This window comes from Mycobacterium sp. E740 (assembly GCF_001672895.1).
In the GTDB taxonomy this organism is placed as follows: Bacteria; Actinomycetota; Actinomycetes; order Mycobacteriales; family Mycobacteriaceae; genus Mycobacterium.
Genome location: NZ_LZKP01000184.1, coordinates 1 through 26937, shown reverse-complemented (window position 1 = coordinate 26937; position 26937 = coordinate 1). Strand labels below are relative to the sequence as shown.

34 protein-coding genes are annotated in these 26937 nt (G+C 69.0%); 21 read left to right on the top strand and 13 right to left on the bottom strand.

Annotated features, from left to right (window positions below; translation table 11 throughout):
• Window positions 1–129: 129 nt before the first annotated feature.
• Window positions 130–1350: an MFS transporter gene (locus A5663_RS18220; RefSeq protein ID WP_369816663.1), complete on the bottom strand. Its 1221-nt coding sequence runs from the start codon at window positions 1348–1350 to the stop codon at window positions 130–132.
• A gap of 48 nt (window positions 1351–1398) precedes the next feature.
• Here A5663_RS18220 and A5663_RS18215 point away from each other — a divergent pair, with 48 nt between their 5' ends.
• Window positions 1399–2082 (top strand): FadR/GntR family transcriptional regulator, encoded by a 684-nt coding sequence (locus tag A5663_RS18215; protein WP_068152211.1) that lies wholly within the window; start codon window positions 1399–1401, stop codon window positions 2080–2082.
• Between the two features lie 8 nt (window positions 2083–2090).
• Here A5663_RS18215 and A5663_RS18210 read toward each other — a convergent pair whose 3' ends face one another.
• Complete coding sequence (locus A5663_RS18210) at window positions 2091–2471, bottom strand: nitroreductase family deazaflavin-dependent oxidoreductase (protein WP_068152207.1); 381 nt, start codon at window positions 2469–2471, stop codon at window positions 2091–2093.
• A gap of 23 nt (window positions 2472–2494) precedes the next feature.
• On the opposite strand from A5663_RS18210, the gene A5663_RS18205 reads away from it, so the two are divergent.
• From A5663_RS18205 to A5663_RS18170, 8 genes are all read left to right on the top strand, one after another.
• The gene (locus A5663_RS18205) at window positions 2495–2878 is read left to right on the top strand and encodes a nitroreductase/quinone reductase family protein (protein WP_068152202.1); all 384 of its coding nucleotides are present in this window, start codon (window positions 2495–2497) and stop codon (window positions 2876–2878) included.
• A gap of 62 nt (window positions 2879–2940) precedes the next feature.
• Window positions 2941–4257, top strand: a complete 1317-nt coding sequence (gene hemL / locus A5663_RS18200) for a glutamate-1-semialdehyde 2,1-aminomutase (RefSeq protein ID WP_068152199.1) — start codon at window positions 2941–2943, stop codon at window positions 4255–4257.
• On the top strand, window positions 4254–4862 hold the full coding sequence (locus A5663_RS18195) for a histidine phosphatase family protein (RefSeq protein WP_068152196.1): 609 nt from the start codon (window positions 4254–4256) through the stop codon (window positions 4860–4862). Before hemL ends, A5663_RS18195 begins: the two co-directional genes overlap by 4 nt.
• 14 nt (window positions 4863–4876) lie before the next feature.
• On the top strand, window positions 4877–5455 hold the full coding sequence (locus A5663_RS18190; protein ID WP_369816665.1) for a TlpA disulfide reductase family protein: 579 nt from the start codon (window positions 4877–4879) through the stop codon (window positions 5453–5455).
• Window positions 5452–6315 (top strand): cytochrome c biogenesis CcdA family protein, encoded by an 864-nt coding sequence (locus A5663_RS18185; RefSeq protein ID WP_068152191.1) that lies wholly within the window; start codon window positions 5452–5454, stop codon window positions 6313–6315. The genes A5663_RS18190 and A5663_RS18185 overlap by 4 nt, the downstream gene beginning before the upstream one ends.
• On the top strand, window positions 6312–7883 hold the full coding sequence (locus A5663_RS18180) for a cytochrome c biogenesis protein ResB (protein WP_068152188.1): 1572 nt from the start codon (window positions 6312–6314) through the stop codon (window positions 7881–7883). Before A5663_RS18185 ends, A5663_RS18180 begins: the two co-directional genes overlap by 4 nt.
• A 31-nt stretch (window positions 7884–7914) precedes the next feature.
• Complete coding sequence (ccsB, locus tag A5663_RS18175) at window positions 7915–8889, top strand: c-type cytochrome biogenesis protein CcsB (protein ID WP_068152187.1); 975 nt, start codon at window positions 7915–7917, stop codon at window positions 8887–8889.
• 67 nt (window positions 8890–8956) lie between these two features.
• Window positions 8957–10093 carry a MinD/ParA family protein gene (locus A5663_RS18170; RefSeq protein WP_156744541.1) on the top strand — a complete coding sequence of 379 codons (1137 nt, stop codon included), beginning with the start codon at window positions 8957–8959 and terminating at the stop codon, window positions 10091–10093.
• 9 nt (window positions 10094–10102) lie between these two features.
• Here the strand turns inward: A5663_RS18170 and A5663_RS23410 are convergent, their stop codons facing one another.
• Complete coding sequence (locus A5663_RS23410) at window positions 10103–10264, bottom strand: hypothetical protein (RefSeq protein ID WP_197503450.1); 162 nt, start codon at window positions 10262–10264, stop codon at window positions 10103–10105.
• A 53-nt stretch (window positions 10265–10317) separates the two neighbouring features.
• On the opposite strand from A5663_RS23410, the gene A5663_RS18165 reads away from it, so the two are divergent.
• Complete coding sequence (locus A5663_RS18165; protein ID WP_068152185.1) at window positions 10318–10629, top strand: DUF4229 domain-containing protein; 312 nt, start codon at window positions 10318–10320, stop codon at window positions 10627–10629.
• Window positions 10630–10699: 70 nt separating this feature from the next.
• Window positions 10700–11044 (top strand): ester cyclase, encoded by a 345-nt coding sequence (locus tag A5663_RS18160; protein ID WP_068152181.1) that lies wholly within the window; start codon window positions 10700–10702, stop codon window positions 11042–11044.
• Here A5663_RS18160 and A5663_RS18155 read toward each other — a convergent pair.
• The 6 genes from A5663_RS18155 to A5663_RS18130 are packed head-to-tail and all read right to left on the bottom strand — an operon-like array spanning window position 11041 to window position 15989.
• Entirely contained in the window at window positions 11041–11757 is a 717-nt protein-coding gene (locus A5663_RS18155) for a hypothetical protein (RefSeq protein WP_068152176.1), read from the bottom strand. The two genes, A5663_RS18160 and A5663_RS18155, sit on opposite strands and share 4 nt — an antisense overlap.
• Complete coding sequence (locus A5663_RS18150) at window positions 11757–12701, bottom strand: VWA domain-containing protein (RefSeq protein ID WP_068152171.1); 945 nt, start codon at window positions 12699–12701, stop codon at window positions 11757–11759. The genes A5663_RS18155 and A5663_RS18150 overlap by 1 nt, the downstream gene beginning before the upstream one ends.
• Entirely contained in the window at window positions 12698–13657 is a 960-nt protein-coding gene (locus A5663_RS18145; RefSeq protein ID WP_068152169.1) for a hypothetical protein, read from the bottom strand. The genes A5663_RS18150 and A5663_RS18145 overlap by 4 nt, the downstream gene beginning before the upstream one ends.
• Window positions 13648–14121, bottom strand: a complete 474-nt coding sequence (locus A5663_RS18140) for a hypothetical protein (RefSeq protein ID WP_068152167.1) — start codon at window positions 14119–14121, stop codon at window positions 13648–13650. Before A5663_RS18140 ends, A5663_RS18145 begins: the two co-directional genes overlap by 10 nt.
• Window positions 14111–14980 (bottom strand): DUF58 domain-containing protein, encoded by an 870-nt coding sequence (locus tag A5663_RS18135; protein ID WP_068152165.1) that lies wholly within the window; start codon window positions 14978–14980, stop codon window positions 14111–14113. The genes A5663_RS18140 and A5663_RS18135 overlap by 11 nt, the downstream gene beginning before the upstream one ends.
• 7 nt (window positions 14981–14987) lie before the next feature.
• A complete protein-coding gene (locus tag A5663_RS18130) occupies window positions 14988–15989 on the bottom strand; it encodes a MoxR family ATPase (RefSeq protein ID WP_068152162.1) in 1002 nt (333 codons plus the stop codon).
• 97 nt (window positions 15990–16086) lie between these two features.
• Here A5663_RS18130 and A5663_RS18125 point away from each other — a divergent pair, with 97 nt between their 5' ends.
• Both A5663_RS18125 and A5663_RS18120 read left to right on the top strand, forming a co-directional pair.
• On the top strand, window positions 16087–16308 hold the full coding sequence (locus A5663_RS18125) for a helix-turn-helix domain-containing protein (protein ID WP_068152159.1): 222 nt from the start codon (window positions 16087–16089) through the stop codon (window positions 16306–16308).
• A gap of 2 nt (window positions 16309–16310) precedes the next feature.
• Window positions 16311–16877: a Clp protease N-terminal domain-containing protein gene (locus A5663_RS18120; protein WP_068152308.1), complete on the top strand. Its 567-nt coding sequence runs from the start codon at window positions 16311–16313 to the stop codon at window positions 16875–16877.
• Here the strand turns inward: A5663_RS18120 and A5663_RS18115 are convergent.
• Window positions 16874–18037, bottom strand: a complete 1164-nt coding sequence (locus A5663_RS18115; protein WP_197503451.1) for a sulfotransferase — start codon at window positions 18035–18037, stop codon at window positions 16874–16876. The genes A5663_RS18120 and A5663_RS18115 overlap by 4 nt on opposite strands.
• 112 nt (window positions 18038–18149) lie before the next feature.
• On the opposite strand from A5663_RS18115, the gene A5663_RS18110 reads away from it, so the two are divergent.
• Window positions 18150–18725, top strand: a complete 576-nt coding sequence (locus A5663_RS18110; RefSeq protein WP_068152155.1) for a TetR/AcrR family transcriptional regulator — start codon at window positions 18150–18152, stop codon at window positions 18723–18725.
• A complete protein-coding gene (locus A5663_RS18105; RefSeq protein ID WP_068152150.1) occupies window positions 18722–19837 on the top strand; it encodes a DUF1214 domain-containing protein in 1116 nt (371 codons plus the stop codon). Before A5663_RS18110 ends, A5663_RS18105 begins: the two co-directional genes overlap by 4 nt.
• A 27-nt stretch (window positions 19838–19864) precedes the next feature.
• Here the strand turns inward: A5663_RS18105 and A5663_RS18100 are convergent, their stop codons facing one another.
• On the bottom strand, window positions 19865–20737 hold the full coding sequence (locus A5663_RS18100; RefSeq protein WP_068152149.1) for a 1,4-dihydroxy-2-naphthoate polyprenyltransferase: 873 nt from the start codon (window positions 20735–20737) through the stop codon (window positions 19865–19867).
• 44 nt (window positions 20738–20781) lie between these two features.
• Here A5663_RS18100 and A5663_RS18095 point away from each other — a divergent pair, with 44 nt between their 5' ends.
• From A5663_RS18095 to A5663_RS18080, 4 genes are read left to right on the top strand one after another with little or no spacing between them, the layout of a single operon-like run.
• Window positions 20782–21006 (top strand): hypothetical protein, encoded by a 225-nt coding sequence (locus tag A5663_RS18095; RefSeq protein WP_068152148.1) that lies wholly within the window; start codon window positions 20782–20784, stop codon window positions 21004–21006.
• A 3-nt stretch (window positions 21007–21009) separates the two neighbouring features.
• A complete protein-coding gene (locus A5663_RS18090) occupies window positions 21010–21786 on the top strand; it encodes an S-methyl-5'-thioadenosine phosphorylase (RefSeq protein WP_068152147.1) in 777 nt (258 codons plus the stop codon).
• Window positions 21783–22814, top strand: a complete 1032-nt coding sequence (locus A5663_RS18085; RefSeq protein ID WP_068152145.1) for an NAD(P)-dependent oxidoreductase — start codon at window positions 21783–21785, stop codon at window positions 22812–22814. The genes A5663_RS18090 and A5663_RS18085 overlap by 4 nt, the downstream gene beginning before the upstream one ends.
• 22 nt (window positions 22815–22836) lie before the next feature.
• On the top strand, window positions 22837–23964 hold the full coding sequence (locus A5663_RS18080) for a nitronate monooxygenase family protein (RefSeq protein ID WP_068152143.1): 1128 nt from the start codon (window positions 22837–22839) through the stop codon (window positions 23962–23964).
• Here A5663_RS18080 and A5663_RS18075 read toward each other — a convergent pair whose 3' ends face one another.
• Together A5663_RS18075 and A5663_RS18070 are read right to left on the bottom strand one after the other, a co-directional pair.
• Window positions 23965–24990, bottom strand: coding sequence for a cell wall metabolism sensor histidine kinase WalK (locus A5663_RS18075; RefSeq protein WP_068152141.1), 1026 nt, complete (start codon window positions 24988–24990; stop codon window positions 23965–23967).
• Entirely contained in the window at window positions 24990–25691 is a 702-nt protein-coding gene (locus A5663_RS18070) for a response regulator transcription factor (RefSeq protein ID WP_068152137.1), read from the bottom strand. The genes A5663_RS18075 and A5663_RS18070 overlap by 1 nt, the downstream gene beginning before the upstream one ends.
• Window positions 25692–25794: 103 nt before the next feature.
• On the opposite strand from A5663_RS18070, the gene A5663_RS18065 reads away from it, so the two are divergent.
• Entirely contained in the window at window positions 25795–26451 is a 657-nt protein-coding gene (locus A5663_RS18065; protein ID WP_068152135.1) for a glycosyltransferase family 2 protein, read from the top strand.
• Window positions 26448–26937: DUF2064 domain-containing protein (locus A5663_RS18060; protein ID WP_068152132.1), on the top strand; the 490-nt coding region annotated here is incomplete at its 3' end. The genes A5663_RS18065 and A5663_RS18060, both read left to right, overlap by 4 nt.

The following is a 26937-nucleotide window of genomic DNA, read 5'->3' as shown; positions in this document are numbered from 1 at the left end:
ACGGCTTTTTCAGGTTTTGAGACTTGGCCACAATTTCTCCTTCCGCCTTTTTTCGTGGCGTCCGCATCAAATCGCGACCATACCCGAGAAAAAATTAAAAGCCAGTCGCCCGAAAATTGCGAAACGACGTCAGACGTATCGGTTGCGGCCGGCCAGCATTCCGGCGCCGATCTGCACGGCGTAGACGGCGAGCACCATCAGCCATGGCACGGTCCAGCCGCCTGTCGCGTCGTGCAGCACACCGAACAGGAACGGGCCGATCCCGGCCAGCAGATAGCCGATGCCCTGCGCCATGCCGGACAGCCGGGCCGTGTCTGCGGAGTCGCGCGCTCGCAGCGCGATGATCGTCAAGGCAAGTGAGAAGGCGCCCAGGCCGATTCCGAACAGCGTGCTCCACAGCAGCGGTGCGGCGGCCGGCGCGAGAAGCAGGCCGACGACGCCGGTCACTCCCGCCACGCCCAGTGCCAGAACCCACGGTGCCTGACTCGACGACCGAGCGGCGAGCGGAGAGCCGATCAGCGCGATCGGCACCCCGAGCAGCGACGTCAGACCGCTCAGCAGACCCGCCTGCGTCGAGGACAGGCCGCTGTCGATGAGGACCTCGGGCAGCCAACCCATCGCGATGTAAGCCAGACACGCCTGACTGCCGAAGAACAACGTCACCGTCCACGCCAGCCCGCTGCGCATCAGCGAACGTTCTCGCGGCGCGGCGGTCACGCCGACATCGGCCTTGCCGAGATTCCTGCCGCCGAGCAGCCAGGCCGCCAAGGCCAGCACCGCGAGCAACGCCCAGCCGCCCAGGGCTTCGCGCCACCCGCCGAGCACCTTCTCGAGCACCGGACTGGCCGACGCGCCCAACGCGCCGCCGCCTTGGAGTGCGGCGGTGTAGACGCCGGTCATCACGCCGATCTGGGCGGGGAACGCGTCCTTGATGACAACCGGGATCAGCACGTTGATCAGCGCGATGCCCGCGGTGGCGACGAGGGTGCCGCCCAGGACGACGAAGGCGCCGTCGAAGGGCCGCACGACGAGCCCGACGATCAGGACCACCAGCGCGCCGGCGATCCCGCGTCCGAGTCCGAACCGCCGGGCCAGCGCCGGCGCCGCGAGGCCCGCGCCCGCGAAGCACAATCCGGGCAGCGTGGTCAGCAGGCCGGCCCACGTCGCCGAGGCGTCCAGCGAGGTGCGCATGTGCCCGAGCAGCGGCCCGACGCTGGTGATCGCGGGACGCAGATTGAGCGCGGTGAGCACGACCGCGACGACCAGCAACGCCCGCCCGGCCAGCACCGGCGTCTGGTCGGCGCCGTGGCCGTTCTCGTCGACCGCGTCGCCGAGCCTGCTGGAAGTCACGTGTTGTAGGGTCTCATACATCCCATGATCGGATGAAAGGCGTCGGCTGTGACTCTCGCGACAACGCGCCGGACCGGCCTCGTCGACCAGGTCATCGAGCAGCTGCGCGCGTCGGTGGCGTCGGGCGAATGGCCGGTCGACACCCGCGTCCCCACCGAGCCGGAACTGGCCGCAGCGCTCGGCGTGGGCCGCAACACCGTGCGTGAGGCGGTTCGGGCGCTGGCGCACAGCGGCTTGCTGGAGGTCCGCCAGGGCGACGGCACCTATGTCCGCGCCACCAGCGAGGTGTCCGGCGCCGTTCGCCGACTGTGCGGCGCCGAACTGCGCGAAGTGCTCCAGGTGCGGCGCTGTCTGGAGGTGGAGGGGGCGCGGTTGGCCGCTCGCGCCAGAACCGCCGCTGACCTGGCCGAGCTGCGACGGCTACTCGAGCGCCGTGACGAGATCTCCCCGGCCGACGACCCTGAGGCGTTCGCGCGGGCGGACACCGAATTCCACATGGCCGTCGTGCAGACGTCGCACAACGTCGTGCTGAGCGAGCTGTACCGCGGGCTCACCGAGGTGGTGCGGGCCAGCGTCGCGACCGCGGCCGAGCAGCCGGCGACCGCCGTCATCGACCACGGCCGGCTGGTCGAGGCGATCGCGGCACGCGACGTCGATACCGCGGCTCTTGAAGCCGGCGGCTTCATCGACGAGATCCTGAGTGAGTTCGACCTGTCGGGCGAGACGTCGTAGGCGAAACATCATCCGCGCGTCAGCAGCACCGCGTGCTCGAACGGCAACAGGGTGAAGACGGGCCGCATCCATCCGGTCACCGACGGCGCCGCGTCGCGCTTCGCCATCACCCGCGGGTCCCTGACGGTGAAGGTCCTGCCGTAGCGGGTTATTCGGCCTTCACCGCGAGCCGCGATGTTCTTCAGCCAGTCCCGATCCGGCCCGTAGGTCAGCACGATCGCCACGCCGTCCTTGGTCGGGAAGACCGTCAGCGGGGTGCGGTATCTACGTCCCGATCGACGGCCGACATGCTCGAGGATCCCCATCGTCGGCGCCCAACCGGCGCACAGGCGCAGGACCGGATTGGTGACCCGCCGGTTGAACCGCGCGAGCCATTGCGGTAGCTGCATGACACCCATCAAACTCAGAAACCATGACCTACCTCAAGCCCCCGTGGTTCGTGCGCAAGATCTTCAACAGGATCGCGATGGCGACGGGGGTCGGCAACAGCCAGACGTTGACGGTGACCAAACGAGTCAGCAAGCAGCCGCAACACATCCCGGTGGTGGTCCCCGAGGTCGACGGCGTCAAATATCTGGTGTCCACCCGAGGCGAGGCCGAGTGGGTGCGCAACGTCCGCGCCAACCCGCACGTCACGCTCGGCGACGTGGCGTATGTGGCCACGGAGGTACCGGTGGACAAGCGCGGGCCGATCATCGCCGCCTACCGGCCGCTGGCGGGCAAGGTCGTCGACTCCTACTGGGCGCAGCTGCCGTCCGATGCCGATCACCCCACGTTCGCGCTCGCCCGCCGGTGAGCCACTACACCCCGTAGTACCCCGTAGTTGACGGTCTGGGGGCGGCTGGGACACTGGTGGCCATGCGTGCTGACCACATCGCCACCGAGGCGTCGGCGCGGCTGTTCACCGAGGCCTCGGCCCTGATTCCGGGCGGGGTCAACTCGCCGGTGCGGGCGTTCACCTCGGTCGGCGGCACCCCCCGGTTCATCACCTCGGCCGGCGGCTACTGGCTGACCGACGCCGACGGCAACCGCTACGTCGACCTGGTCTGCTCGTGGGGACCGATGATCCTGGGCCACGCCCATCCCGACGTGGTCGCAGCGGTGCAGCGCGTGGTGACCGACGGGCTGTCGTTCGGCGCGCCGACCCCGTCGGAGTCGGAACTGGCGGCCGAGATCATCGACCGGGTCGCGCCGGTCGAACGACTGCGCCTGGTGAACTCCGGCACCGAGTCCACGATGAGCGCCATCCGGCTGGCCCGCGGCTACACCGGCCGCGCCAAGATCGTGAAGTTCTCCGGCTGCTACCACGGACACAGCGACGCGCTGCTGGCCGACGCTGGGTCCGGCGTCGCCACCCTCGGGCTGCCGTCCTCGCCGGGTGTGACCGGCGCCGCGGCCGCAGACACCGTCGTGCTGCCGTACAACAACGTCGCCGCCGTCGAGGAGACGTTCGCGCGCTTCGGCGACGAGATCGCTTGTGTGATCACCGAAGCGAGCCCCGGCAACATGGGCACCGTGCCTCCGCTGCCGGGCTTCAACGCGGCACTGCGCGGGGTCACCGCCGAGCACGGTGCGCTGTTGATCGTCGACGAGGTCATGACCGGCTTCCGGGTCAGCCGGTCCGGCTGGTACGGCCTCGATCCCGTCGACGCCGACCTGTTCACCTTCGGCAAGGTGATGAGCGGCGGTCTGCCCGCCGCCGCGTTCGGCGGCCGGGCCGAGGTGATGGAGCGACTGGCTCCGCTGGGACCCGTCTACCAGGCCGGCACGCTGTCCGGCAACCCGGTCGCGATGGCGGCGGGGCTGGCGACGCTGCGCGCCGCCGACGAAGCCGCCTACGCCCGACTCGACGCCAACGCCAACCGGCTGACCGGACTGCTGGCCGCCGCATTGACCGAAGCCGGTGTGGCACATCAGATTCCACGCGCCGGCAACATGTTCAGCGTGTTCTTCACCGACGATCCGGTGACCGACTTCGCCTCGGCGCGAGCCTCCGAGACCTGGCGCTTTCCGGCGTTCTTCCACGCATTGCTCGACGCCGGCGTGTATCCGCCGCCGAGCGCTTTCGAGACCTGGTTCGTCTCAACGGCTTTGGACGACGAGGCGTTCGACCGCATCGCCGAAGCCCTGCCGCGCGCCGCGCGCGCCGCTGCGGAGGCGGTCTCACCGGCATGACCGAGAAGACGATCGTGCACGTGATGCGGCACGGCGAGGTGCACAACCCGGACAAGATCCTGTACGGACGGCTGCCCGACTACCACCTCTCCGAGCGCGGTCGGGCGCAGGCGCAGGCGGTCGCGGACTGGCTGTCGTCGCGCGACGTCGTCTACGTGGTCGCCTCGCCGCTGGACCGGGCGCAGGAGACCGCGGCACCCATTGCGGCCGGCCTGGGGCTGTCGGTCGACACCGATGACGACCTGATCGAATCGCTGAACATCTTTCAGGGGCAACGGGTCTCGCCGGGTGACGGCGCGCTGCGCAACCCGCGCAACTGGTGGCATCTGCGCAATCCCCGGCGACCGTCGTGGGGTGAGCCGTACCACGAGATCGCCGAGCGGATGACCGCCGCGCTGCAGCGCGCGAGAACGAAGGCCGAGGGCCACGAGGCGGTGTGCGTCAGCCATCAACTGCCCGTCGAGACGTTGCGCCGGTCGATGACCGGTCATGCGCTGCACCACTTTCCGACCCGACGCCGGTGCAACCTGGCTTCGCTCACCTCGTTCTACTTTCACGGCGACACGTTCGTCGGCTGGGGCTACGCGGAGCTGGCAGGGCAGTGAGGCGGTGGGTCCCCTTGGTGGGCGCGGCGATTGTCGCGCTCACCGGCTGCTCCACCGGTGACGACGCCGTCGCGCAAGGCGGGACATTCGAGTTCGTCGCGCCCGGCGGCCAGACCGACATCTTCTACGACCCGCCGGCCGACCGTGGCCGCCCGGGACCGGTGAGCGGTCCCGACCTCATGGACCCGGCCAAGACGATCTCGCTCGACGACTTCGCGGGCAAGGTGGTGGTGCTCAACGTGTGGGGGCAGTGGTGCGGGCCGTGCCGAACCGAGATCACCCAGCTCCAGCAGGTCTACGACGCCACCAAGGCTAGCGGTGTGGCATTCCTCGGCATCGACGTACGCGACCAGAACCGCGACGCCGCACGGGATTTCATCGTCGACCGCAAGGTCACCTTCCCCTCGATCTACGACCCGCCGATGCGGACCATGATCGCGTTCGGCGGCCGCTACCCGACCACGGTCATTCCCTCTACGGTGGTGCTGGACCGCGAACACCGGGTCGCCGCGGTCTTCCTGCGCGAACTGCTCGCCGAGGATCTCCAACCGGTAGTGCAACGCCTTGCGGCCGAACCGGAGCCGAAGGCATGAGCCTGAATCAGGTGGACCAGTTGGTCGCTGGGGGGCCGGTGCTGTTGGCCTTGCTCGTCAGCGCGCTGGCCGGGCTGGTGTCGTTCGCCTCGCCCTGCGTGGTGCCGCTGGTGCCGGGCTACCTGTCGTATCTGGCCGCCGTCGTGGGTGTCGACGCCGATGACGCCCCGAACCTGGTTCGCCGACACCGACGTTCTGGCGAAGAATCGCGGGAAGAATCCGCCAAAACGTCGGTCTCGACGGGCGCGGCCACCCGCGGCGCGGCTCGCACCACGCGGCTGAGGGTGGCCGGCGCGGCCGCACTCTTCGTCGCGGGTTTCACGGTCGTGTTCGTGCTGGGCACGGTCGCGGTGCTGGGAATGACGACGTCGCTGATCACCAATCAGCTTCTGCTGCAGCGCATCGGCGGCGTCCTGACGATCGTGATGGGGCTGGTGTTCGTCGGGTTCATTCCCGTCCTGCAGCGGGAGGCTCGGTTCACCCCGCGGCAGATCTCCACACTCGGCGGCGCCCCGCTGCTCGGCGCGGTGTTCGCGCTCGGATGGACTCCGTGCCTCGGTCCCACGCTGACGGGCGTGATCGCGGTCGCTTCGGCGACGGACGGCAGCAACGTCGCCCGCGGCGTCGCGCTCGTCGTCGCGTACTGCCTGGGCCTGGGAATCCCGTTCCTGCTGTTGGCTTTCGGATCGGCCCGGGCTGTGCAGGGCCTGGCGTGGCTGCGCACCCACAGCCGCACGATCCAGATCTTCGGCGGCGTGCTGTTGATCCTCGTCGGCGCCGCGCTGGTGACCGGAGTCTGGAACGACTTCGTCTCCTGGGTCCGCGATGCGTTCGTCAGCGACGTGACCCTGCCGATATGAGCGTGCTCGCGCTGATCCGCAACACGTGGCGGACGCTGACGTCGATGGGCACCGCGTTGGTGCTGCTGTTCCTGTTGGCGCTCGGCGCGATACCCGGCGCCCTGCTGCCTCAGCGCAGCCTCAACGAAGCGAAGGTCGACCAGTACATCGCCGAGCATCCGACGATCGCTCCGTGGCTGGACCGGCTGCAGGGCTTCGACGTGTTCTCCAGCTTCTGGTTCACGGCGATCTACGTGCTGCTGTTCGTCTCGCTCGTCGGCTGCCTGACCCCGCGCTTGATCGAACACTTCCGCAGCATGCGGGCGACCCCCGTGGCGGCGCCACGCAACCTCAGCCGGCTGCCCAAACACCATGGCGCAGAACTGGAAGCGGATCCGGACGCGCTGGCGGTGACGGTGAAAGACCGGCTGCGCGGGTGGCGCACGGCCACTCGCCACGACGGCGACGTCATCGAGATCTCAGCGGAGAAGGGCTATCTGCGGGAGTTCGGCAACATCGTGTTCCACTTCTCGCTGCTCGGCCTCCTCGTGGCGGTGGCGGCGGGCAAGTTGTTCGGTTATGAGGGCAACGTCATAGTCATCGCCGACGGCGGACCCGGGTTCTGCTCGGCATCGCCCGCGGCCTTCGACTCGTTCCGCGCGGGCAACACCGTCGACGGCACCTCGCTGTATCCGATCTGCTTGCGGGTCAACGATTTTGATGCCGACTATCTGCCGACGGGGCAGGCGACGTCGTTCGCCGCCGACATCGAGTACCAGGCGGCCGGCGACCTCGCATCCGGTACCTGGCGGCCCTACCACCTGAAGGTCAACCACCCGCTGCGCGTCGGCGGCGATCGGATCTATCTGCAGGGCCACGGCTACGCTCCCACGTTCACGGTGACGTTCCCCGACGGGCAGTCGCGTACCCAGACGCTGCAGTTCCGTCCCGACGACCCGACCACGCTGCTCTCGTCGGGCGTGATGCGCTTCGACCCGCCCGGCGGCACATACCCGGACGCCGACGATCGCCGCAAGAACCAGCTCGCGATCCAGGGCCTGTTCGCGCCCACCGAACTGCTGCACGGCGCCCTGCTGTCGTCGAGCTTCCCCGCGCTGAACGACCCGGCCGTCGCCGTCGACATCTACCGCGGCGACACCGGCCTCGACACCGGCCGGCCGCAGTCGCTGTTCACCCTCGACCCCCGCCTGATCGAACAGGGCCGGCTGACCAAGAAGGCGAGGGTCAACCTCGGCGAGGGTGAGTCGACGCGCCTCGACGACGGCACCGTCGTGCGGTTCGACGGAGCGGTGCCCTTCATCAACGTGCAGGTCTCCCACGACCCCGCGCAGGTATGGGTGCTGGTGTTCGCTTTGACCATGATGGCCGGCCTGCTGGTGTCCCTGGTCGTGCGCCGGCGCCGAGTCTGGATTCGGATCGTTCCCGCAGGCGCGGGTACCGTATCCGTCGAGCTGGGCGGGCTGGCGCGGACCGACAACTCCGGGTGGGGCGACGAGTTCGAGCGACTGACGCAGCGCCTGCTTCCCGATGCGACGCCGACGCGCGCCGCAGGAGAGAAGGTGAGATGAATACCAAGCGAGAAGCGAAGGCGGATCGCGCATGAACACCGTACAGATCGACATCGGCCTCGCCCGGTACTCCGACTGGGCGTTCACGTCGTCGGTCCTGGTACTGGTCGGCGCGATGGTGCTACTGGCCGTCGAGCTGGCCTACACCCGCAGCCGCAAGGCCGACTCCCGTGAGCTCGCCTCCGTCGCGGTGGGTGCCGACAGCGCCGGACCCGGCGTCGTCGCCGAGGCCCCCCGGCGCCCGATCGACGAGCGCATCGGCGGCGCCGGTCTCGCGCTGACCTACCTCGGCATCGGCCTGCTGCTGGTCTGCATCGTGCTTCGCGGCCTGGCGACCTCGCGTGTTCCGTGGGGCAACATGTACGAGTTCATCAACCTCACCAGCTTCTGCGGATTGGTGGCCGCTGCGGTGGTGTTGCGGCGCCCGCAGTACCGGGCGCTGTGGGTCTTCGTGCTCGTGCCGGTGCTGATCCTGCTGACGGTTTCGGGCCGCTGGTTGTACACCAACGCCGCGCCGGTGATGCCGGCGCTGCAGTCCTACTGGCTGCCGATCCACGTGTCGGTGGTCAGCCTCGGCTCCGGGGTCTTCCTCGTCGCAGGCGTCGCCAGCATCCTGTTCCTGCTCAAGATGTCGCGGTTCGGCGAACCCGAGACCGACGGCGCGCTCGCGCGCGTCGTGCGCAGGCTCCCCGACCCGCAGACCTTGGACCGGATCGCTTACCGCACCACGATTTTCGCGTTCCCGGTGTTCGGTTTCGGCGTCATCTTCGGTGCGATCTGGGCCGAGGAGGCGTGGGGCCGCTACTGGGGTTGGGATCCAAAGGAAACCGTGTCGTTCATCGCGTGGGTGGTCTACGCCGCCTATCTGCACGCCCGCTCGACCGCCGGTTGGCGCGACAAAAAGGCCGCCTGGATCAACGTCGTGGGCTTCGTCGCGATGGTGTTCAACCTGTTCTTCATCAACCTGGTTACCGTCGGACTGCACTCTTACGCCGGAGTGGGCTGAGCCGGCGCACCCGCCGCTTCGCTAAGATCGAGCACCTAAGCCTGCGAAGCCACGGGAGGCCGTCAGCGTGCCTGAACATCCGGCGCACCGCGCTGCGGATCGTCAGGGCACGCAACCCGCCTCACCGGCGGTGATCCCCGAGAACGCTTATGCGCCAGGCGGATTCCGGGCCCAGAGCAGGTTCAGTGATCCTGCTGCCGCACCGCCGCCGGAGTGGACTGCGCCGACACCGCCCGAAGGGCTGCCGGTGGTCACGCCGGCGCAATCGCCTGACCCGCCGCCGTACCTCGACCCGTCGACGGTCGCCCTGCTCGGACAACCCCGACGGGTGCCCTCGGCGGGGTGGCGCAAGTGGTTGTATCTCGCGTCGTTCACGACGCTCAACCTCGGCGACGGGCCGAAGGCCATGCGTAGCCGGGCCCTCACCGCCCAGATTCAGCGGCCGCTGCGCGATTGTCACCGCATCGCGGTGCTGTCGCTGAAGGGCGGGGTCGGCAAGACCACGATCACCGCGACGCTCGGTGCGACGCTGGCCTCGATCCGGGGTGACCGGGTGATAGCCGTCGACGCCAACCCCGACCGCGGCACGCTGAGCCAGAAGGTGCCGCTCGAGACACCGGCCACCGTTCGCCACCTGCTGCGCGACGCCGAAGGCATCCAGGCCTACAGCGACGTCCGCCGCTACACCTCGCAGGGCCCGAGCCGACTGGAGGTGCTCGCCTCCGAGAGCGATCCCGCCGTGTCCGAAGCGTTCAGTTCCGAGGACTACGCCCGCACCGTTCAAGTCCTCGAACGGTTCTACCGCCTGGTGCTCACCGACTGCGGCACCGGGCTGATGCACTCGGCGATGGCGGCGGTGCTCGCCACGGCCGACACACTGGTCGTGATCAGTTCCGGTTCGGTCGACGGGGCGCGCAGCGCCTCGGCCACGCTGGACTGGCTCGATGCCCACGGGCGTCAGGACCTGGTCCGCAACTCCGTAGCGGTGATCAACGCGGTGCGACCGCGCTCGGGCAAGGTCGACATGACGAAGGTCGTCGATCACTTCAGCCGGCGCTGCCGAGCGGTGCTCGAGGTGCCCTTCGACCCGCATCTTGAAGAGGGCGCCGAAATCGACCTGGACCGGCTCAAGCCGGAGACCAGGGAGGCGTTGCTCGAACTCGCCGCGGTCGTGGCGGCCGGGTTCCCTGGCGCACCACGCTGAATCACGACGTCACGGTCGGGGGTTGTCCTCCTGGCCGAGTCTGCGCAGGAACTCCGGGTCGTCGTCCGGCCCGATCACCCGGGTCCGCGGGCGGCTCGAAGACACTCGCATCAGCCGCCAGCCGACGTACGCCAGTAGGCCGAGCACGAGAATCAGGAGCAGATACGCCACGACAACAAAACCTCCTTGGTTCGAATATACGCGCCGTCGGTAGGCTCGGTTTCGTGTCTGATGGTCGTCCCGGAACTCGGCTCGTGCTCGATGTGCTGGCCTATATGCTGGCCCGTCTGCTGCTCGTCGCGGTGTTGGCAGGGGTGATCTTCGGCGCCGGACACCTGCTCGGGGTGCGGGATTTCCCGCTCGTCGTGGCGTTGCTCTTCGCGTTGGTGATCGCGCTTCCACTGGGCATCTGGTTGTTCGCTCCGCTGCGCCGCCGCGCCACCGAGAGCATCGCGGTCTTCGACGAGCGTCGACGCCGGGACCGCGAGCAACTGCAGGCACGGTTGCGCGGCGAAGATTCACCGCCCGAACGGTGACGACGAGGTTCGGCCGCACCCTTCGCGAAGTGGATTGCGCGCCCGCACCCGGCCCGGTAAGCAGACGGACATGACCTCACCCAAAGACCTCTACGCGCGGTGGATAACCGAGTTGTGGGCCGGCGTTCCCGTCGCGGCCGAGCTGGTCACCGACGACTTCGTCGGACACTGGCCGCACCGGGTGGTTCGAGGTCCGGCGCAACTGGAGGCGGTGGTCTCCGAAACCCACCGAATGCTCAGCGATCTGGAGTTCATGATCGAAGTGGAGCCGTTCGTCGGCGGTGACATGCTCGCGGCCAGGTGGATCGGTACCGGCGCGACGCAGGACGGCCCGAAGCGGTTCACGGGCAACGACATTCTGCGGATCGCGGACGGACGGTTCGCCGAGTACTGGACGGGCACCGCCACCGGTTAGTGGGCAGCGTCCCGCAGGATCTGCTGGAGCTTCTCCAGCGGATCGCCCTCGCCGGGATTGAGCCGCAACGCTTCTCGGGGTGTCTCCGAGTCGGGAGGAAGCGGAACGGGTGGCGGTGCCTCGGGTGGCGGCGGAGCAGGCGCAGGTGCCGGCGGCGGCGGGGGCGGAGCAGCCAGGCCCGCCAACTTGGCCGTCAGCCGGGGCGCCGCATCGGCGCGGACGGCGCGCCGCTGCGGATCGGGGTCGGAGTTGCCCTCGAAGCAGTGCTCCGGCGCGTTGTGCACCAGGGCCAGCGCGCTGAGGTACCGCTCACGGGCCGCGTCGGGCCGGTTCTCCCATGCGTCCACATCGCCACTGCGCTCCCGGACCAGTTCCAAGTTGACCAGCACCGGGCAGGCCTGCTCGCGGGGAGTGCGATGCAGCGAATCGGCGAAGTGGCTCTCGGCGTCGTCGAGGCGGTCGTCGAGCACCGCGAGGGTGCCCGCCGCGAACGGCGCCTTCGCGGGTTCGACGACGTTGAGCAGACCCATCACCGAGACATCGGTCCGCAGCGCATCGGCGTCGCGCTGCGCGAAGTTTGAGACGGCCGAATCACCGGACAGCACAGTGGAGATGAGCTTCAGCGCGATCGACAGAACCACGACAGCCAGCGGTGCCGATGCCAGCAACAGCCGGCGTCGCAGCCGCAGCCTCGCGGGACGCCCGGCGCGCATCACACGACCTCTCGGCGGGCGGCCCGGCTGGTCCGGTATTCGCGCATAGTGAGATAGACCTCGAACAGCAACAGCACGGCCGCGACCATGGTGAACACCCAGTACAGCTCCGTGTTCTCCGGCGCGGCAGTGGACTGCGCCGGTGCGACGGCCGTCGCCTCCGGTGCGGCCTCGGTGACCGGCTGTGCGGCGTCTCGCGCGACGAACGGCACTCCCAGTTGATCGGCGATGCGCCGTAGGCCCGGTTCGTTGTGTGCTGCGCCGTAGCCGAGGACTGCTCCACCGTCCACGGAGCCGGGCACCGGGTCGAACGTGCCCTGCGGGGCCTGCGACGCGGGTGCGCCTGAGCCGAGGTAGAACACCAGGTTCTGCGCACCCGGGTCGCGTTGGCCCGCCGCGATCAGTTGATAGCGCAGAACATTCGCGGCCGCGGCCGCGTTCACGCCGCCCCCGGTGTCGTCCTGATACGGTCTGACCCCTGCGACGACCGGCTTGAGGCTCCAATTGTCCTCGGACAGCGGCCATTCCAACGACGACCGCGTCGCGAACGTGATCAGCGCGAAGCGCGCTCGCGGGTAGCGGTCGATCAGCGCGGCGATGTCGTCGCGGATGCCGGTGATCCGCGGTTGTCCGTCGCCGTAGTCGGCGACGGCCGTGTCGGCGGAGCGATCGACGACGAGAAACACGTTGGCCGTCGCGTCCCCAGCCGACCTGCCGGCCGACGTCGCCGCTTCCGACTCCGGTGCACCGGGCCCGATCGCGGGCCTGGCCGCGGCGATCAACAACAACACCACTGCCAGCGTCAGCGACGACCATCGCCAGACCGTTGTCCATCGCTGGCCCGCGGTGCGGGCCAACTGCAGCATCGTGACGACCCGCAGCACGATCGCGGCCGCGGCGATCGCGATCAGCAGCACCGGGGGTACCACGGGGGAGAACGTCATCGCCGCAACACCGCCAGAGACAGGCACAGCAGGGCCGAGACCGCGACCCCGATCGCCAGCGGGACGGCCGGGGTGTCGCCGCGGAAGCCGCTGAGCACAGCGGAATCACCGGCGTCGGGCGGATGGGCCCGGATTCCGTCCAACTGGGCGGCGATGTCGGGCCCTATCGGCGCGAACCGCCCATAGGTGGCCTGCACGATCGGTCGCAGCCCGCCCGGCGACGAGACGAGCGCATTGATCTGGACACCGCGCTCGCGTGCCATGTCGGTCACCTGCTGGTCGGTGAACAAGGAGGGACGCGTTTCGGCGGCGGGCAATTCACCGGGTCCCAGGTAGATCAGCGAGCGCCTGCGTTCGCCGGGCGGTTCCTGCGCCGGGAAACCCGACAGGCACAGCGCGAGGATGTCGGCGACGCTCTCGGCGTAGTCCACATAGGTCACCGGTGCGGTGAGCGACGTGCTGTCCGCTGGCAGGCCGGCGAGACCGGCTGCGTCGCTGAGCTTTTCGATCGCGAACTGGTGATCGCGGGTGAGTGGGATCACGCGGCGGTTTGCGGAGGTCAGCCCGATGCGTTGCGTGCCGTAGGTCCCGGCCTGCTTGGCGAAGTAGGACAGGAATTCACCGGTCGCTGGCTCGGTCACAGGCTCACCGACACACAGCATGACGTCCTCGGGTGCCTCGGTCGTCTGCAGTGACCACCACAGGCCGCTCGGGCGGGCGCTGGAAAGCACCGCGACAGCGAACAGCAGGATGAGCAACACGATCGTCACGATCATCGATACGGTGCGTGTCCGCGCGACCCGCGCGTACTCCGGCAGTCGGGTCAACCGCGCGGTGTTCGCCAGCGGCCGCAGCTGCCGCTGTGCCTGCCTCGTCGGCGTCAGCACCGCGAGCGCGACGGCGCCTGCCAGACAAGCGAATCCGACGACCGCGACCGGCCACCAGGTCAGGGCCACGAGCGGATCAGCTCCTCGATCGCGACGCCGACCTCGCCGACGCGCACCGGTGAAGCCGCGTTGAACTGGGCGTCGTCGAGCGCGGTCAACATCGGAGCGGCAGGCGCCAGTTCACCCGCCGCGATGTCGTCGAGGTGCATGTACTGTGCCCGCGCCCCCGTCGCCTGGTTGAGGAAGCTGCGCAGCGCCCGGCTCATCTCGGCACCGGCTTGGGCGGCGGTGAGTTCCCCGTCGCGATGCCGGGAGGCGATCCGCTGCACGGCGCGAGCGAAGCGGCGCCGCAACAGCCGTGCGTGCAGCGAACGCACTGCGGGGATGCGCCGGAGCCGATGCGACGGCAGTGTCCACGTGAAAACACCGGCATACCAGGCGATCACAAGGACGAGGAGCAGCAGACCCAGCCAGAGCCAACCCGTCGAGTACGGCATCGGGCCGCCGACGAACCGCAACAGGTCATCCGGCACGGGCGAACACCTCGGTCAACGCGACGAGCCGGGTGCGGATCTCGCTGCTGGCCCCGATCCTGGTGTGGGGCACCGCGCAGCTGACCATGAACTCGTCGAGTCGCCGCCCCCGAAGCTGCTCGGCGCGGCGATATGCGGCCACCACCCGCGGGCCCAGAGTTGGGGTGTCGACCACGAAACGCCCCGTCGAGACGTCGAAACCGGCACGATCGTCTGCCGCGCTTACTGCCGGCATGTCCGAGACGGTCGTCCACATCAGGTCGTGGCGGCCGGCCAACCGAGTGACGGCGTCCCTCAGCCGGTCGTCCACCTCGGGCTCGTCGGACACCACCACGACCAGCATCGGGTGCCGGTAATGCGTTGCTACGTAATCCAACTGGCAGACGACGTCACTGCGGCCGGGGGCGCCGGCGGTGTGGGCGTAGAACCTGTGCAGCAGGCTTTCGATATGTGTCTCACCGCGACGTTGGCGGATGTTGACGCAGCCGCGGCTGTCGCCGAACACCATTCCGATCTGGTCGTAACGGCCGAGGGTGATCAAGCCGAATGCACCCAAGATGTGCACGGCCACATCGCGTTTGAGCTCACCGCCGGGCGCCGGCGCGGTCATGTTGCGGCCCGCGTCGGCGACGAGGAGCACCTTGTGGTGCTTTTCGGAGACGAACCGCTTGATGAGCACGTGGCCTGAGCGTGCCGACGCCTTCCAATCGATGTCGCGGACGTCGTCGCCGGGTACGTACGGGCGAAGATCGTCGAATTCCAGGCTGCGAGTGTGCAACAGGGCGTATCGACCGCCTTCGAGCATTCCGCGGGTATCGGCGCCGAAGTGTGTCCTCGCATTCGTGAGATGTTTGCCCATCTCGGTCTCAGGGGACTCGAACCGCTTGCAGGACAGCGTCGATGATCAGCTCGGGAGTGACATCGGCGCTGGCGGCTTCGAAGCCGAGGATCAGCCGGTGCCGCAGCACCCGGTGGGCGAGCTTGGCGATGTCGCCGGGCAGGACGTGGTCGCGGCCGGAAAGCAGGGCCAGCGCCCGGGCCGCGGAGCAGAACGCGATGGTGGCGCGGGGGCTGGCGCCGTACTCGATGAGCCGGGCCAGCTGGCGCGGCAGGTGCTGGTCCGGCTCTCGGGTGACGCCGACCAACTGGCTGGCGTAGTGCATCAGCGCACGATCCATGTGGACGTGGCGCACGACGCCCTGCAGCCGGCGGATGTCCTCGAGTCCGGCGACCGGCCGGCTGCGGTGGTTCTTGTCGTACAGGCCGGCGTCCATCCGGAACATCACCTCCACCTCCTGCTCGGCGGAGGGATAGTGCACGACGTCTTTGAGCATGAACCGGTCGGTCTGCGCCTCCGACAGCGGATAGGTGCCTTCCTGGTCGACGGGGTTCTGCGTCGCGATGACCAGAAACGGTTCCGGGATCGGATATTCGGTGCCCGCGATCGTGGTCTGGCGTTCCTCCATGGCCTCGAGCATCGCGCTCTGCGTCTTGGCGCTCGATCGGTTGATCTCGTCGAGCAACACGATGTTGGTGTGCACCGGGCCGAGTTGGGTGACGAACGAGTTGGTGGCCGACTCGTACACCTGGGTGCCGATGATGTCGCTCGGCAGCAGGTCGGGTGTGCACTGGATGCGCCGGAATCCGCCGTCGATGGCTTCGGCTATGACGCGCGCCGCCGTGGTCTTCGCCAGCCCCGGCACGCTCTCGATGAGGATGTGGCCGCCCGCAAGCAGGCCGATGAGCAGCGTCTCGCGGAGGTTCTCCTGGCCGACCACCTTGGCCGAGAACGCGTCGGAGACCGTCGCGACGACGCGCTGCGCCTCCGCAAGATCACGTTGGCCGAGTTGTGTGCGGGCTGCGGTCATGAATCCCTCTCGTGTCCGACTGCCGGATGCGGATACCCGAGCCAGGGTATTCACACACGCTTGTCATACGACACTGTCGTCAACTAAAGTTGACGGCATGTCAGATGACGACGCGCTAGAAGCCCTGCTCGACGGCGCGACCGGCACAAATCCTGCCGAGGGACTGCGTGTGATCCGGGCGCTGCAGCGATTGCAGGAACGGCTGGAGGCCATCCACGTCGCCAACGCCCGCGAGCAGGGGTGGAGTTGGCAGGACATCGCCGCCGCGCTGGGTGTGAGCCGACAGGCCGTGCACAAGAAGTACAACCGGAAGGTGTGAAGATGTTCGAACGATTCGCCCGTAGCGCCCGCGTCGCGGTGGTGTTGGCGCAAGAGGAAGCGCGTGAGCTGAGCGCAGAAGAGATTCGGCCCGAACACCTGTTGGTGGGGGTCCTGCAGAGCGCCGGCCGTGGACTGGCCGGGCTGCTCAGCGCGCACGGATTGACCGCCGAAGCGGTCCGCGACCGCGTGCAACCGACCGATTCACCGGCCGACGACATGTTTGACGACGACGCGGAAGCGTTGCGCACCATCGGGATCGACCTGAACGCCGTCCGTGACAAGATCGCCCGCACCTTCGGCGAGGATGCTTGGAACGACGCGCTGCGCAAGTCGGGCCGGCGCGGGCGCCGGTTCGGGCACCTTCCATTCACCAGGGCGTCGAAGAAGGCGCTCGAACTAGCATTACGAGAAGCGTTGGCCCACAAGGACTCCAGGATTGGCTGCGAGCACCTGATGCTCGGCCTCCTGCGGGGCGGTGACCAAGCGGCCGTCGGGCTGATCGGCGAGCACGTCGATGCGGGTCGGCTACACGACGAAATCGTCGCGCTGCTCGACCAGGCTGCTTAGGACAGGAAGCGCGCGACGTAGGGCGCGAAGCGATCCCGAAGTTCCTCGGGATCCAGGCCGAACATCTCCGCCGACGTCGCCACCCGGCCGAGCCGGCCGCGCTGGTGGCCGGCGAGATAGTCGCCCATCGCGGCGCGTGCGTCGTCAGTCAGCGGTTCACCGGCGAGCGCGAATATCTCTGCTGCCGTGCCCATTTCGTCGGCCATGAAGTCGTCGAACCTCACGTCGATCGAGCGTTCAGCAGGGATCACCTCGCGGTCGCGGATCAGCGAGTTGAGCATGAGCTCGAGCCGGTCGATCCAGCTCTCCGCGATTTCGCGGACCGGCACCGGAGCACAGTGCATACGCGCGGAGTAGGTGAGCATCGCGAGCATCGACAGCACCACCGGCACCGGGTCGCGATGGGTCGCGATCACCACCACCTCGGGAAAGACCCGGTCGAGGACGGGCAACTGCTCGAGGTGCTGCGGCGACTTGAGCAACCAGCGCCTACCGCCACGCAAGAACTGCAACGCCTTCAACTGGGTGGCGAGATGCTCGTAGTGCGGCGTCTGGTCGTGCGCCAGGTAGTAGTCGCGCCAGCGCGGTACATGCGCCAATGTCTCGAACAGCATCGAGGAAAAGTCGTTGGCCAGCAGCTGGATTTCCTCGTGCACATGGTCGGTCGTCATCTCGTGCATCAGCGCGAAGTGGGGCATCACCGCGTTCATGAACTCCACCGCAGCGTCCATCCGGACGCGGCGCGGATCCGGCTCGACACCGGCTTCCGCGGGCAGCGGGAACGGCTCGTTGCTCTCCCAGTACGGCAGCGTGCGGAAGGTCGGCCCAGCCGCCAGCAGGTTGTGCAGATGCGTGGTGCCGGTGCGCGGCAACCCCGCGATCACGACGGGCGGCGCCAACTCGATGTCGTGGATCTCGGGATGCCTGGCCAGCAGATCGGTCAGCAGCAGCCGGTTCTTCAGCCACTGCAGTAGTTGCGCGTGGAAGTTCACGACGCCGGCGGCACTGACTCCCGGAATCTCTTGCAGCGCAGTGAGGTACACGGTCAGACGCTCGCGGTAGTCGTCGGCGCCGAAGTCGTCGAGTCCGGTTTCGGCGCTGGCCTTGGCGTGCAGCAGGTCGGCGTCGAGCGGGCAGTCGGGCGCCATCGCCGCCATCATGTCGCGAAGCGGTTCCACGTCGGCGGGGAAGCGCGGCTCCTCGAGGTCCTCGAGTACGACGGGCGCGGGTGTGGTGTCGGTCACGTTTTATTATGTTACTGTCGGTTTCGTAATGACGACGGAAATCGGCCGGCCCCGTGACAAACGCATCGATACCGCGGTGCTCTCGGCGACGGTGCAACTGCTCGGGGAGACGGGCTATGCGGACCTCACCGTCGACGCGATCGCCCGTCGCGCAGGCACCAGCAAGCCTGCGATCTACCGCCGCTGGCCGGGAAAGGCGCACCTCGTCCACGAGGCGGTGTTCCCACTCGGTGCCGCGACCGAACTCCCCGACACCGGATCGCTGCCCGGTGACCTGCGCGAAATGGTGCGCCGGACGGTCAGTGTGCTGACCACGCCGGCCGCACGCGCCGCGTTGCCGGGACTGGTGGCGGAGATGGCCGCCGACCCGGCGCTGCACGCCGTGCTGCTCGAGCGCTTCGCCGATGTGCTCTCGCGCGGACTGACCGGACGGCTGCGCGCGGCCGTGAGGCGAGGCGAGGCGCGGCCCGAGGTGTCGGCCGCCGACGTCGTCGAGGCGATGGCCGGCATGACGTTTCTGGCGCTGATCACACGCGCGGACGGCCTCGACGACGCGTGGGTCGACCGCACCGCCGAATTCATCACAAGAGGAGTCTGCGCATGACCGAGCACGATGTCGCCACCGATGCGGCTCCCGAGCGCGAAGTCACCAAGGCCTGGCGTGAACTGCTCGAGACGCTGGGCAACCTGGATGACACGTTCCTCGTGGGCGATCGCGCCGTTACCGACGACCGTCACATCGCCGACGGCTACCGCATGCTCGCCACCACGCTGGGCGTCGCGTTCGACACGTATCTGTTCGCCGAGCCGAGCAGGCCGGTCTGGATTGAGCTCAACACGCCGTTTCGCCGCGACCGCCGGTGGGGTGGCGACAACACCGACGCCTACTACTTCATGTGTCCGGTCGACCCGAAGCGCCGCTATCGCATCAGCGGCAACAAGGGTGACAGCGTCTACTTCTCGGTGACCTCCTACAACGAGCCGGCACCGGGCGCATGGTCGGACCGCGTGGTCGCGATCATCCGCGACGACGACATCGACATCGGTCCGGACGGCGAGTTCTCGTTCGACTACGGCCCGACCGACGACGGCGTGGTGCTGGTGACGCGCGACTACCAGGCCGACCCGTTGACGGGCCGTCCGGTCTCGTGGCGGATCGAGGCGCTCGACGAGCCCGACCCGATCCGGCACGGTGACGCCGAGACCGCCGCCGCGCTGCGGGCCAGCGCGGCGTGGCTGCGCGCGATGTTCGCGATCGTGCCGCTCGCGGTCGGTGTGCGGGTGGACGGCTCCCACACGTTGGGCCACGAGATTTCCCAGGTGGCAAACCAATTCGCCGATCCGTACCAGGTGCCCGACGCGAACTTCGGCTGGTCTGCACGTGATGCCTGCTACGCGTACGGCAGCTTCGAGCTCTCCGACGACGAGGCGCTCGTCGTCACGCACCGGCCGCCGGCCTGCCGGTTCTGGAACCTGGTCGTGTGGAACCAGTTCATGGCCGGCGTCACCGATGTGAAGACGTCGGTCAACGGCTACAGCGCGGTGCCGAATTCCGACGGGTCGGTCACGGTCGTCATCTCCCGCGGCATGACCGCACACCCGAATTCGATTTCCACCGTCGGCTATCCGCGCGGCAACCTGGCGTTCCGGTGGTTCCTCGCCGATGCCGTGCCGGCCCGGCCCGAGGTCAAGCTGGTCAAACTCCGTGATTTGTGAGTGATTTCGTTCGGTCAGCGATCGTTTTCACGCACAAATCGCGAGGGCGAGGGCCACTGCGACTGCCCACACCAGCATCGTCAGCCCGGTGTCGCGCAGCACCGGGATGAGGTCCCTGCCCCCGAGTTGTCGGCGCACCGGCCCTCCCGCGCGCACGGCTAGTGGCAGCGCGATGAGCCCGGCCGCTGCCCACGGCGTCGCGAGCATGAGCACCAGCGTCGACGCGAACGCCGCCGCGAGCAGCACCTGATACAGCAGCCGGGTGCGGGCGTCGCCGAGTCGCACCGCCAGCGTGATCTTCCCCGACTCCCTGTCGGTCGGGATGTCGCGCAGATTGTTGGCCACCAGCACCGCTGACGACATACAACCCATCGCCACCGCGATGACGCCGCCCACCCAGTCGATCCGCAGCGCCTGCGTGTACTGGGTGCCGAGCACCGCGACCAGCCCGAAGAACACGAACACCGCGATCTCGCCGAGCCCGAGGTAGCCGTACGGTTTCGACCCGCCGGTGTACAACCACGCCCCCGCGATGCACACCGCGCCGACCGCGATCAGCCACGGCGCGCTCACCGCCGCCAGCGCCAGGCCGGCCACCGCCGCGACGGCCAAGCTCACGACCGCGGCGGTCAGCACCGCCCGCGGAGTGGCGACCTTCGATCCGACCAGCCGCAGCGGGCCCGCCCGCACGTCGTCGGTGCCGCGGATGCCGTCGGAGTAGTCGTTGGCGTAGTTCACCCCGATGATCAAGGCGACCGCCACAGCCAACGCCAGCAGTGCTTTCCACCAGCTGACGGCATGCAGCCAGGCCGCCGCGCCCGTGCCCGCGAGCACCGGGGCGATCGCGTTGGGCAGCGTGCGCGGGCGCGCTCCCTCGACCCACTGGGCGAATGTGGCCACGAGCGCCAGTCTCGCACGGCGCCGGCCCGTGGCAGACTGAGCGCATGGAGGACCGGCTCAGCAAGGCGGAGATCCGCAAGGACGCCGTGCAGGAGATCTTCGACTCCGGCGTTTCGACCGTCGGTGAGGTGGCGTCGATCATCACCACGGCGGTCAAGGACGTCGCCAACGCGATCGGCGGATTCGCGACCGACGCGTTCGAGATCCGTGACACCGCGCGGCGCGCAACGCAGCGCAACAACGAAGACGACGACCAGCAGCACGGCTAGACCGTGCTGGGAGTCATCGGCGGAAGCGGTTTCTACAGCTTCTTCGGGTCCGACGCGCGCAGCGTCGACCTCGACACGCCCTACGGGGCGCCGAGCGCGCCGATCACCGTGGGCGCCGTCGGCGATCACGAGGTGGCGTTCCTGCCCCGGCACGGCGTCGACCACGGGTTCTCTCCGCACACGGTGCCGTACCGGGCCAACATGTGGGCGCTGCGCGCACTCGGGGTGCGACGCATCTTCGGCCCGTGCGCGGTCGGCAGCCTGACCCCCGGACTCGGGCCGGGCGCCATGGTGGTGCCGGACCAACTCGTGGACCGCACCAGCGGCCGCGCTGACACCTACTTCGACTCGGGCGGCATCCACGTCGGGTTCGCCGACCCGTACTGCCCGACGCTGCGCGCGGCGGCCGCCGCCCTGCCCGACGTCGTCGACGGCGGCACGATGGTCGTGGTGCAGGGTCCGCGGTTCTCGACCCGCGCCGAGAGCCGGTGGTTCGCGAACCAGGGCTTCACGCTGGTCAACATGACCGGCTATCCCGAGGCGGTGCTCGCTCGTGAGCTCGAGATGTGTTATGCCGCAATTGCATTGGTGACCGACCTGGACGCCGGCATCGAGACCGGTGCGGGGGTGCGCACCGTCGACGTGTTCGCCGAGTTCGAACGCAACCTGGTGCCGTTCAAGCAGCTCGTGCACGACGCCGTGAATCGGCTGGCGACCGAACGGACCTGCACGCACTGCCTGGCGCACGACGGGGTCCGCCTGCCGTTCGAGCTGCCGTGAGGGTTCTGCTGACCGGCGCGGCCGGCTTCATCGGCGCGCGGATCGACGCGGCGCTGCGCGCGGCCGGTCACGAGGTGATCGCCGTCGACGCCATGCTGCCCGCGGCTCACGGGCCCGGCGCCGAAGCGCCCGCCGACTGTCATGTGCTCGACATCCGTGACGCCTCGGCGCTGGCGCCGCTGATGAAGGGCGTCGACGTGGTGTGCCACCAGGCGGCCGTGGTCGGGGCGGGCGTGAACGCAGCCGACGCGCCGTCCTACGGCACGCACAACGACTACGGGACCGCTGTGGTGCTGGCCGAGATGTTCGCGGCAGGCTGCCAGCGGCTGGTGCTGGCATCGTCGATGGTGGTCTACGGACAAGGCCGCTATGACTGCCCCGAGCACGGGCCCGTCGACCCGCACCCGCGCACCCGCGCCGACCTCGACTCGGGCGTGTTCGACCACCGGTGCCCGCGCTGTGCGGCGATCGTGGCGTGGCGGCTGGTGCCCGAGGACGCGCCGCTGCGGCCGCGCAGCCTGTATGCCGCCAGCAAGACGGCGCAGGAGCATTACGCGCTGGCGTGGACGGAGGCGGTCGGCGGCGCCGTGACGGCCCTGCGCTACCACAACGTCTACGGCCCCTACATGCCGCGCGACACCCCGTATTCCGGTGTCGCGGCGATATTCCGCTCCGAGCTCGAGTCTGGCGATGTGCCAAGGGTTTTCGAGGACGGCGGACAGATGCGTGACTTCGTGCACGTCGACGACGTGGCTGCGGCCAACGTGGCGGCCGTCGAATCCGCACGGGACGGCTTCGACGCCTTCAATGTCTGTTCTGGACGGCCGATTTCGATACTGGAGGTCGCCACTGAACTGTGTGAGACCCGCGGCGACGCCTTGCCGGTCGTCACCGGGCAGTACCGCAGCGGCGACGTCCGCCACATCGTCGCCGACCCCGGGCGGGCGTCTCGGATTCTGGGGTTCCAGGCGGCGGTGGATCCGCGCGACGGGTTGCGCGAGTTCGCGTTCGCTCCGTTGCGGGCTTGACTCCACTGGCCATACTGGCCTGGTGAAACCAGCGATTCTCGAGCAGTTCGGCGTCGACTTCCCGCTGTTCGCGTTCAGCCACTGCCGCGACGTGGTGGCGGCGGTGTCCAGCGCGGGTGGCTTCGGGGTGCTCGGCGGGACGGCGTACACGCCCGAGCAGCTTGACCGGGAGCTGACCTGGATCGACGACCACGTCGGCGGCCGACCATACGGCGTCGACCTGATCGTGCCCGCCCGCTACGAGGGCAAAGGCGAGCAGCTGACGACGGCAGACCTCGCCGGCCGCATCCCCGATGAGTATCGCGCCTTCGTCGCGGAGCTGCTCGCCGCGCACGACATCGAACCGGACCAGTCGCCGCGGCTCGGCAACGCCGCCCTGTCGGGCAACACCGGCAGGGAACTGCTCGAGGTCGCGATGAACCACCCCATCCGCCTCATCGCCAACGCCCTGGGCGTCCCGCCGGACTACATGATCGAGGCGGGCAAGGAGCGTGGCGTTCCGGTGGCCGCGCTGGTCGGTGCCAAGGAGCATGCGGTCAAGCAGGCGCGGGCCGGCGTCGACCTGATCGTCGCGCAGGGCACCGAGGCCGGCGGGCACTGTGGCGAGGTGAGCACGCTGGTGTTGGTGCCCGAGGTGCTGGAGGCGCTGGCCGCCAACGGCAGCGAGATCCCGGTGCTCGCCGCGGGCGGCATCGTCACCGGCAGGCAGATGGCGGCGGCGGTCGCGATGGGTGCCGACGGGGCGTGGACCGGGTCGGTGTGGCTCACGACCGAGGAGGCGGAGACCGCCCCGCACACCAAACAGAAGTTCCTGGCCGCGACGTCACGCGACACCGTGCGTTCCGCCGGTAGGACGGGAAAGCCTGCGCGCCAACTGGTTTCGGACTGGACGCAGGCATGGCTGCCGAACGACGGCGGTCAGAAGCCGCTGCCGCTGCCGTTGCAGTCGATGCTCGCCGAACCCGTCGTGCGTCGTATCGACGTGTTGGCGGCCCAGGGCCACCCGGGCGCTCAGGCGCTCGCGACTTATTTCGTCGGCCAGGGCGTCGGGCTGATGAACAAAGTCAAGCCCGCGCGCGAAGTCGTCCGCGAGTTCATCGAGGACTACGTCGCCGCTACCGAACGCCTGAGCAACTCGCTACCGGACTGATCAACCGTCGGCGGCCAGCGGCAGCCGCACCTCGAACCGCGCCCCGGTGCCCAGGTTTCGGGCCGACAACGTCCCGCGATGTGCCTGCACCAGGCCCGCGGCGATCGCCAGCCCCAGGCCCGAGCCGCTCGGCAGCGACGAATCCGCCCGCGGCACACGGTCGTTCGAGCCCCGGTAGGCGACATCGAACACCCGCGGCAGGTCGGTCTCGTCGATTCCCACGCCGGTGTCGTCGACGCGCGCCCATGCGCCGTTCTCGTCCGAGCCCAGCGACAGCAGCACCCGGCCCCCGCTCGGCGTGTGTGCGATCGCGTTGGCCACGAGGTTCGACAGCACCCGCACCAGGGCGCGGTCGCTGCCCAGCACCCGCACCGGCGTGCTGGGCACCTCGGCCGTCAGCGCCACTCCGGCACGCTCGGCGGCGATCCGGTGTGCGGTCAAGACGTCGTCGACCACCTCGTCGAGCGCCACCTTGTCGAACACCGGCTGGATCGCCCCGGCGTTGATCTTCGACATCTCGAACAGGTCGTCGACCATCTCGGACAGGCGGATCGACTCCTGCTCAATGGTTTTCGCGTGCACGCGCACTTCGGCGTCGGGCACCACCCCGTCGGCGATCGCCTCGGACACCGCCCGGATACCGGCCAGCGGGGTCCGCAGGTCGTGGCTGACGAACGCGACCAGCTTGCGGCGCGACTGCTCGGCGGCCCGTTCGGACTCGCGGATCTCCTGCTCCCACACCGTGCGACGGGCCTGATAACGCGCCAGCATCACCGCGGCGGGGATCGTCACCACCGAGACGATCACCAGCACGATCGCGGTCTTCTCGAACGTTTCGGTGATCATGAAACCGCTCGCGCCGAGCACACCGGAGAACGTCGCCAACACCGGGATGAGCACCAGGGCCACCATGCTGACGGCCAGCGACCAGGACCGGGCCAGGCGGATGACGAGCGCACCGGCGAGGACCACGGGGACCGAGCAAGCCAACGCCAACCCGATGATCTCCCAGAGGTCGGTGGGCACTACGCGCTCTGCCCTTCCGGCGACCGCGCTTGGCTGCTCCACAGGTAACCGCGGCCCCACACCGTCTGCACGCGGTGATGTTCACCGAGTTTGGACCGCAGCCGCTTGACGTGCACGGTCACTGTCGAGAGATCGCCGAAGTCCCAGTGCCACACCCGCTTCAGCAGCTCTTCACGGCTGAAGACGACGTCGGTGTGGGTCAAGAAGAACAGCAGCAGGTCGAACTCGCGGTTGGTCAGCGACACCGGCACCCCGTCGACGGACACCGTGCGCGCCGCGGTGGACACCGTCAGGCCGCCGACGGTGATGTCCATCGGCAGCCGGCCTGTGGGGGAGGGGGTGCGCCGCAGCACCGAGCGCACCCGCAGGGCGAGTTCACGCGGGCTGAACGGTTTCGTGAGGTAGTCGTCCGCGCCGGCCTCCAGGCCCGCGATCCGGTCGTCCTCCTCGCCCAGTGCGGTCAGCAGGATCACCGGAATCGTGTAGCCGCCGCGCTGCCGCAGGTTGCGGCACAGCGTCAACCCCCCGGGACCGGGCATCATCACGTCGAGGACGGCGACGTCGATGCGCTGGGAACTGAGCAGCCGCAGCGCCTCGGTCCCGTCGTGGGCGATCGCCACGTCCAGACCGTCGCGCTCGAGGTAGCGGCGCACGACGTCGCGCACGACGGTGTCGTCGTCGGCGATCAAAACGCGCGTCACACTGTCCGAGACTAACCGTCACCGGTCGCGACCTGCGCCGCTGTCACCGATTCGTCACGAAACGACTAGTTTGCTCTCAACTGCGGTGGCTAGCCTCGAAGCCATGCCCGACTGTCCGGTGACCGTGGTGTTGCCGTGCCTGAACGAGGCGGAATCACTACCCGGCGTACTGGCGGCCATCCCGGACGGATACCGGCCGCTCGTGGTGGACAACAACAGTGACGACGGGACCGCCCAGGTGGCCGAGGCGCTCGGCGCGCAGGTGGTCGCCGAGAGGCGCCCCGGTTACGGGGCGGCCGTACATGCCGGGGTAGTGGCGGCGACGACGCCGATCGTGGCCGTGCTGGACGCCGACGGCTCACTGGACCCGCGTGACCTGCCGGCACTGGTCCGCGAACTCGACCGCGGCGCGGACATGGTGATCGGCCGGCGCCGGCCCGTCAAGGGGCTGAAGTGGCCGTGGCACGCCAGGCTCGGCACCGCGGCGGTGTGCTGGCGGTTGCGCCGCCGCCACGGTCTCGCGGTTCACGACATCGCGCCGATGCGGGTCGCGCGCCGCGATGCGCTCCTCGATCTGGGGGTTAACGATCGCCGCTCCGGGTATCCGCTCGAACTGCTGGTCCGAGCAGCGGCCGCGGGCTGGCACGTCGTCGAGCGCGACGTGGACTACAGCGCGCGGACCGGAGGCAAGTCCAAGGTCAGCGGATCGGTGCGCGGCAGTGCGGTGGCGGCCCTCGACTTCTGGCGGGTGATTTCGTGACCGTGCTCCCGGTGACGGTGCTCGTCGTGGCCAAGGCGCCGGTGGCGGGGCTGGCCAAGACTCGGCTTGCGGCGTCGATCGGCGACGCCGCCGCTGCGGACATCGCGGCCGCCGCGCTGCTCGACACGCTCGACGCGGTGGCTTCGACGCCCGTCGTGCGCCGGGTCGTCGCGTTGACCGGCGACTTGAGTCGAGCCTGCCGCGGCGACGAACTGCGCGCGCGTCTGGCCGATTTCACCGTGATCGCCCAGCGCGGCGGCGATTTCGCCGACCGGTTGGCCAACGCCCATTCCGACGCGTCGGCCGGGACCCCCGTGCTGCAGATCGGCATGGACACGCCGCAGGTGACCGCCGGCTTGCTCGCCGAATGCGGCCGCAGCCTCGTCGGCTGCGACGCGGTGCTCGGTCCTGCCGAGGACGGCGGATGGTGGGTGCTGGGCGTCTCGCGGCCAGAGATGGCCGATTGCCTGCGCACCGAGTCGGTTG

Bases quoted from the DNA above. Each gene is read 5' to 3' on its own strand.
- A5663_RS18210 (WP_068152207.1), bottom strand. From the start codon at position 2,471: ATGCAGCTACCGCAATGGCTCGCGCGGTTCAACCGGCGGGTCACCAAT.
- A5663_RS18205 (WP_068152202.1), top strand. From the start codon at position 2,495: ATGACCTACCTCAAGCCCCCGTGGTTCGTGCGCAAGATCTTCAACAGG.
- hemL (WP_068152199.1), top strand. From the start codon at position 2,941: ATGCGTGCTGACCACATCGCCACCGAGGCGTCGGCGCGGCTGTTCACC.
- A5663_RS18195 (WP_068152196.1), top strand. From the start codon at position 4,254: ATGACCGAGAAGACGATCGTGCACGTGATGCGGCACGGCGAGGTGCAC.
- A5663_RS18185 (WP_068152191.1), top strand. From the start codon at position 5,452: ATGAGCCTGAATCAGGTGGACCAGTTGGTCGCTGGGGGGCCGGTGCTG.
- A5663_RS18180 (WP_068152188.1), top strand. From the start codon at position 6,312: ATGAGCGTGCTCGCGCTGATCCGCAACACGTGGCGGACGCTGACGTCG.
- ccsB (WP_068152187.1), top strand. From the start codon at position 7,915: ATGAACACCGTACAGATCGACATCGGCCTCGCCCGGTACTCCGACTGG.
- A5663_RS18160 (WP_068152181.1), top strand. From the start codon at position 10,700: ATGACCTCACCCAAAGACCTCTACGCGCGGTGGATAACCGAGTTGTGG.
- A5663_RS18155 (WP_068152176.1), bottom strand. From the start codon at position 11,757: ATGCGCGCCGGGCGTCCCGCGAGGCTGCGGCTGCGACGCCGGCTGTTG.
- A5663_RS18150 (WP_068152171.1), bottom strand. From the start codon at position 12,701: ATGACGTTCTCCCCCGTGGTACCCCCGGTGCTGCTGATCGCGATCGCC.
- A5663_RS18135 (WP_068152165.1), bottom strand. From the start codon at position 14,980: ATGGGCAAACATCTCACGAATGCGAGGACACACTTCGGCGCCGATACC.
- A5663_RS18130 (WP_068152162.1), bottom strand. From the start codon at position 15,989: ATGACCGCAGCCCGCACACAACTCGGCCAACGTGATCTTGCGGAGGCG.
- A5663_RS18125 (WP_068152159.1), top strand. From the start codon at position 16,087: ATGTCAGATGACGACGCGCTAGAAGCCCTGCTCGACGGCGCGACCGGC.
- A5663_RS18120 (WP_068152308.1), top strand. From the start codon at position 16,311: ATGTTCGAACGATTCGCCCGTAGCGCCCGCGTCGCGGTGGTGTTGGCG.
- A5663_RS18115 (WP_197503451.1), bottom strand. From the start codon at position 18,037: ATGATGGCGGCGATGGCGCCCGACTGCCCGCTCGACGCCGACCTGCTG.
- A5663_RS18110 (WP_068152155.1), top strand. From the start codon at position 18,150: ATGACGACGGAAATCGGCCGGCCCCGTGACAAACGCATCGATACCGCG.
- A5663_RS18105 (WP_068152150.1), top strand. From the start codon at position 18,722: ATGACCGAGCACGATGTCGCCACCGATGCGGCTCCCGAGCGCGAAGTC.
- A5663_RS18095 (WP_068152148.1), top strand. From the start codon at position 20,782: ATGGAGGACCGGCTCAGCAAGGCGGAGATCCGCAAGGACGCCGTGCAG.
- A5663_RS18065 (WP_068152135.1), top strand. From the start codon at position 25,795: ATGCCCGACTGTCCGGTGACCGTGGTGTTGCCGTGCCTGAACGAGGCG.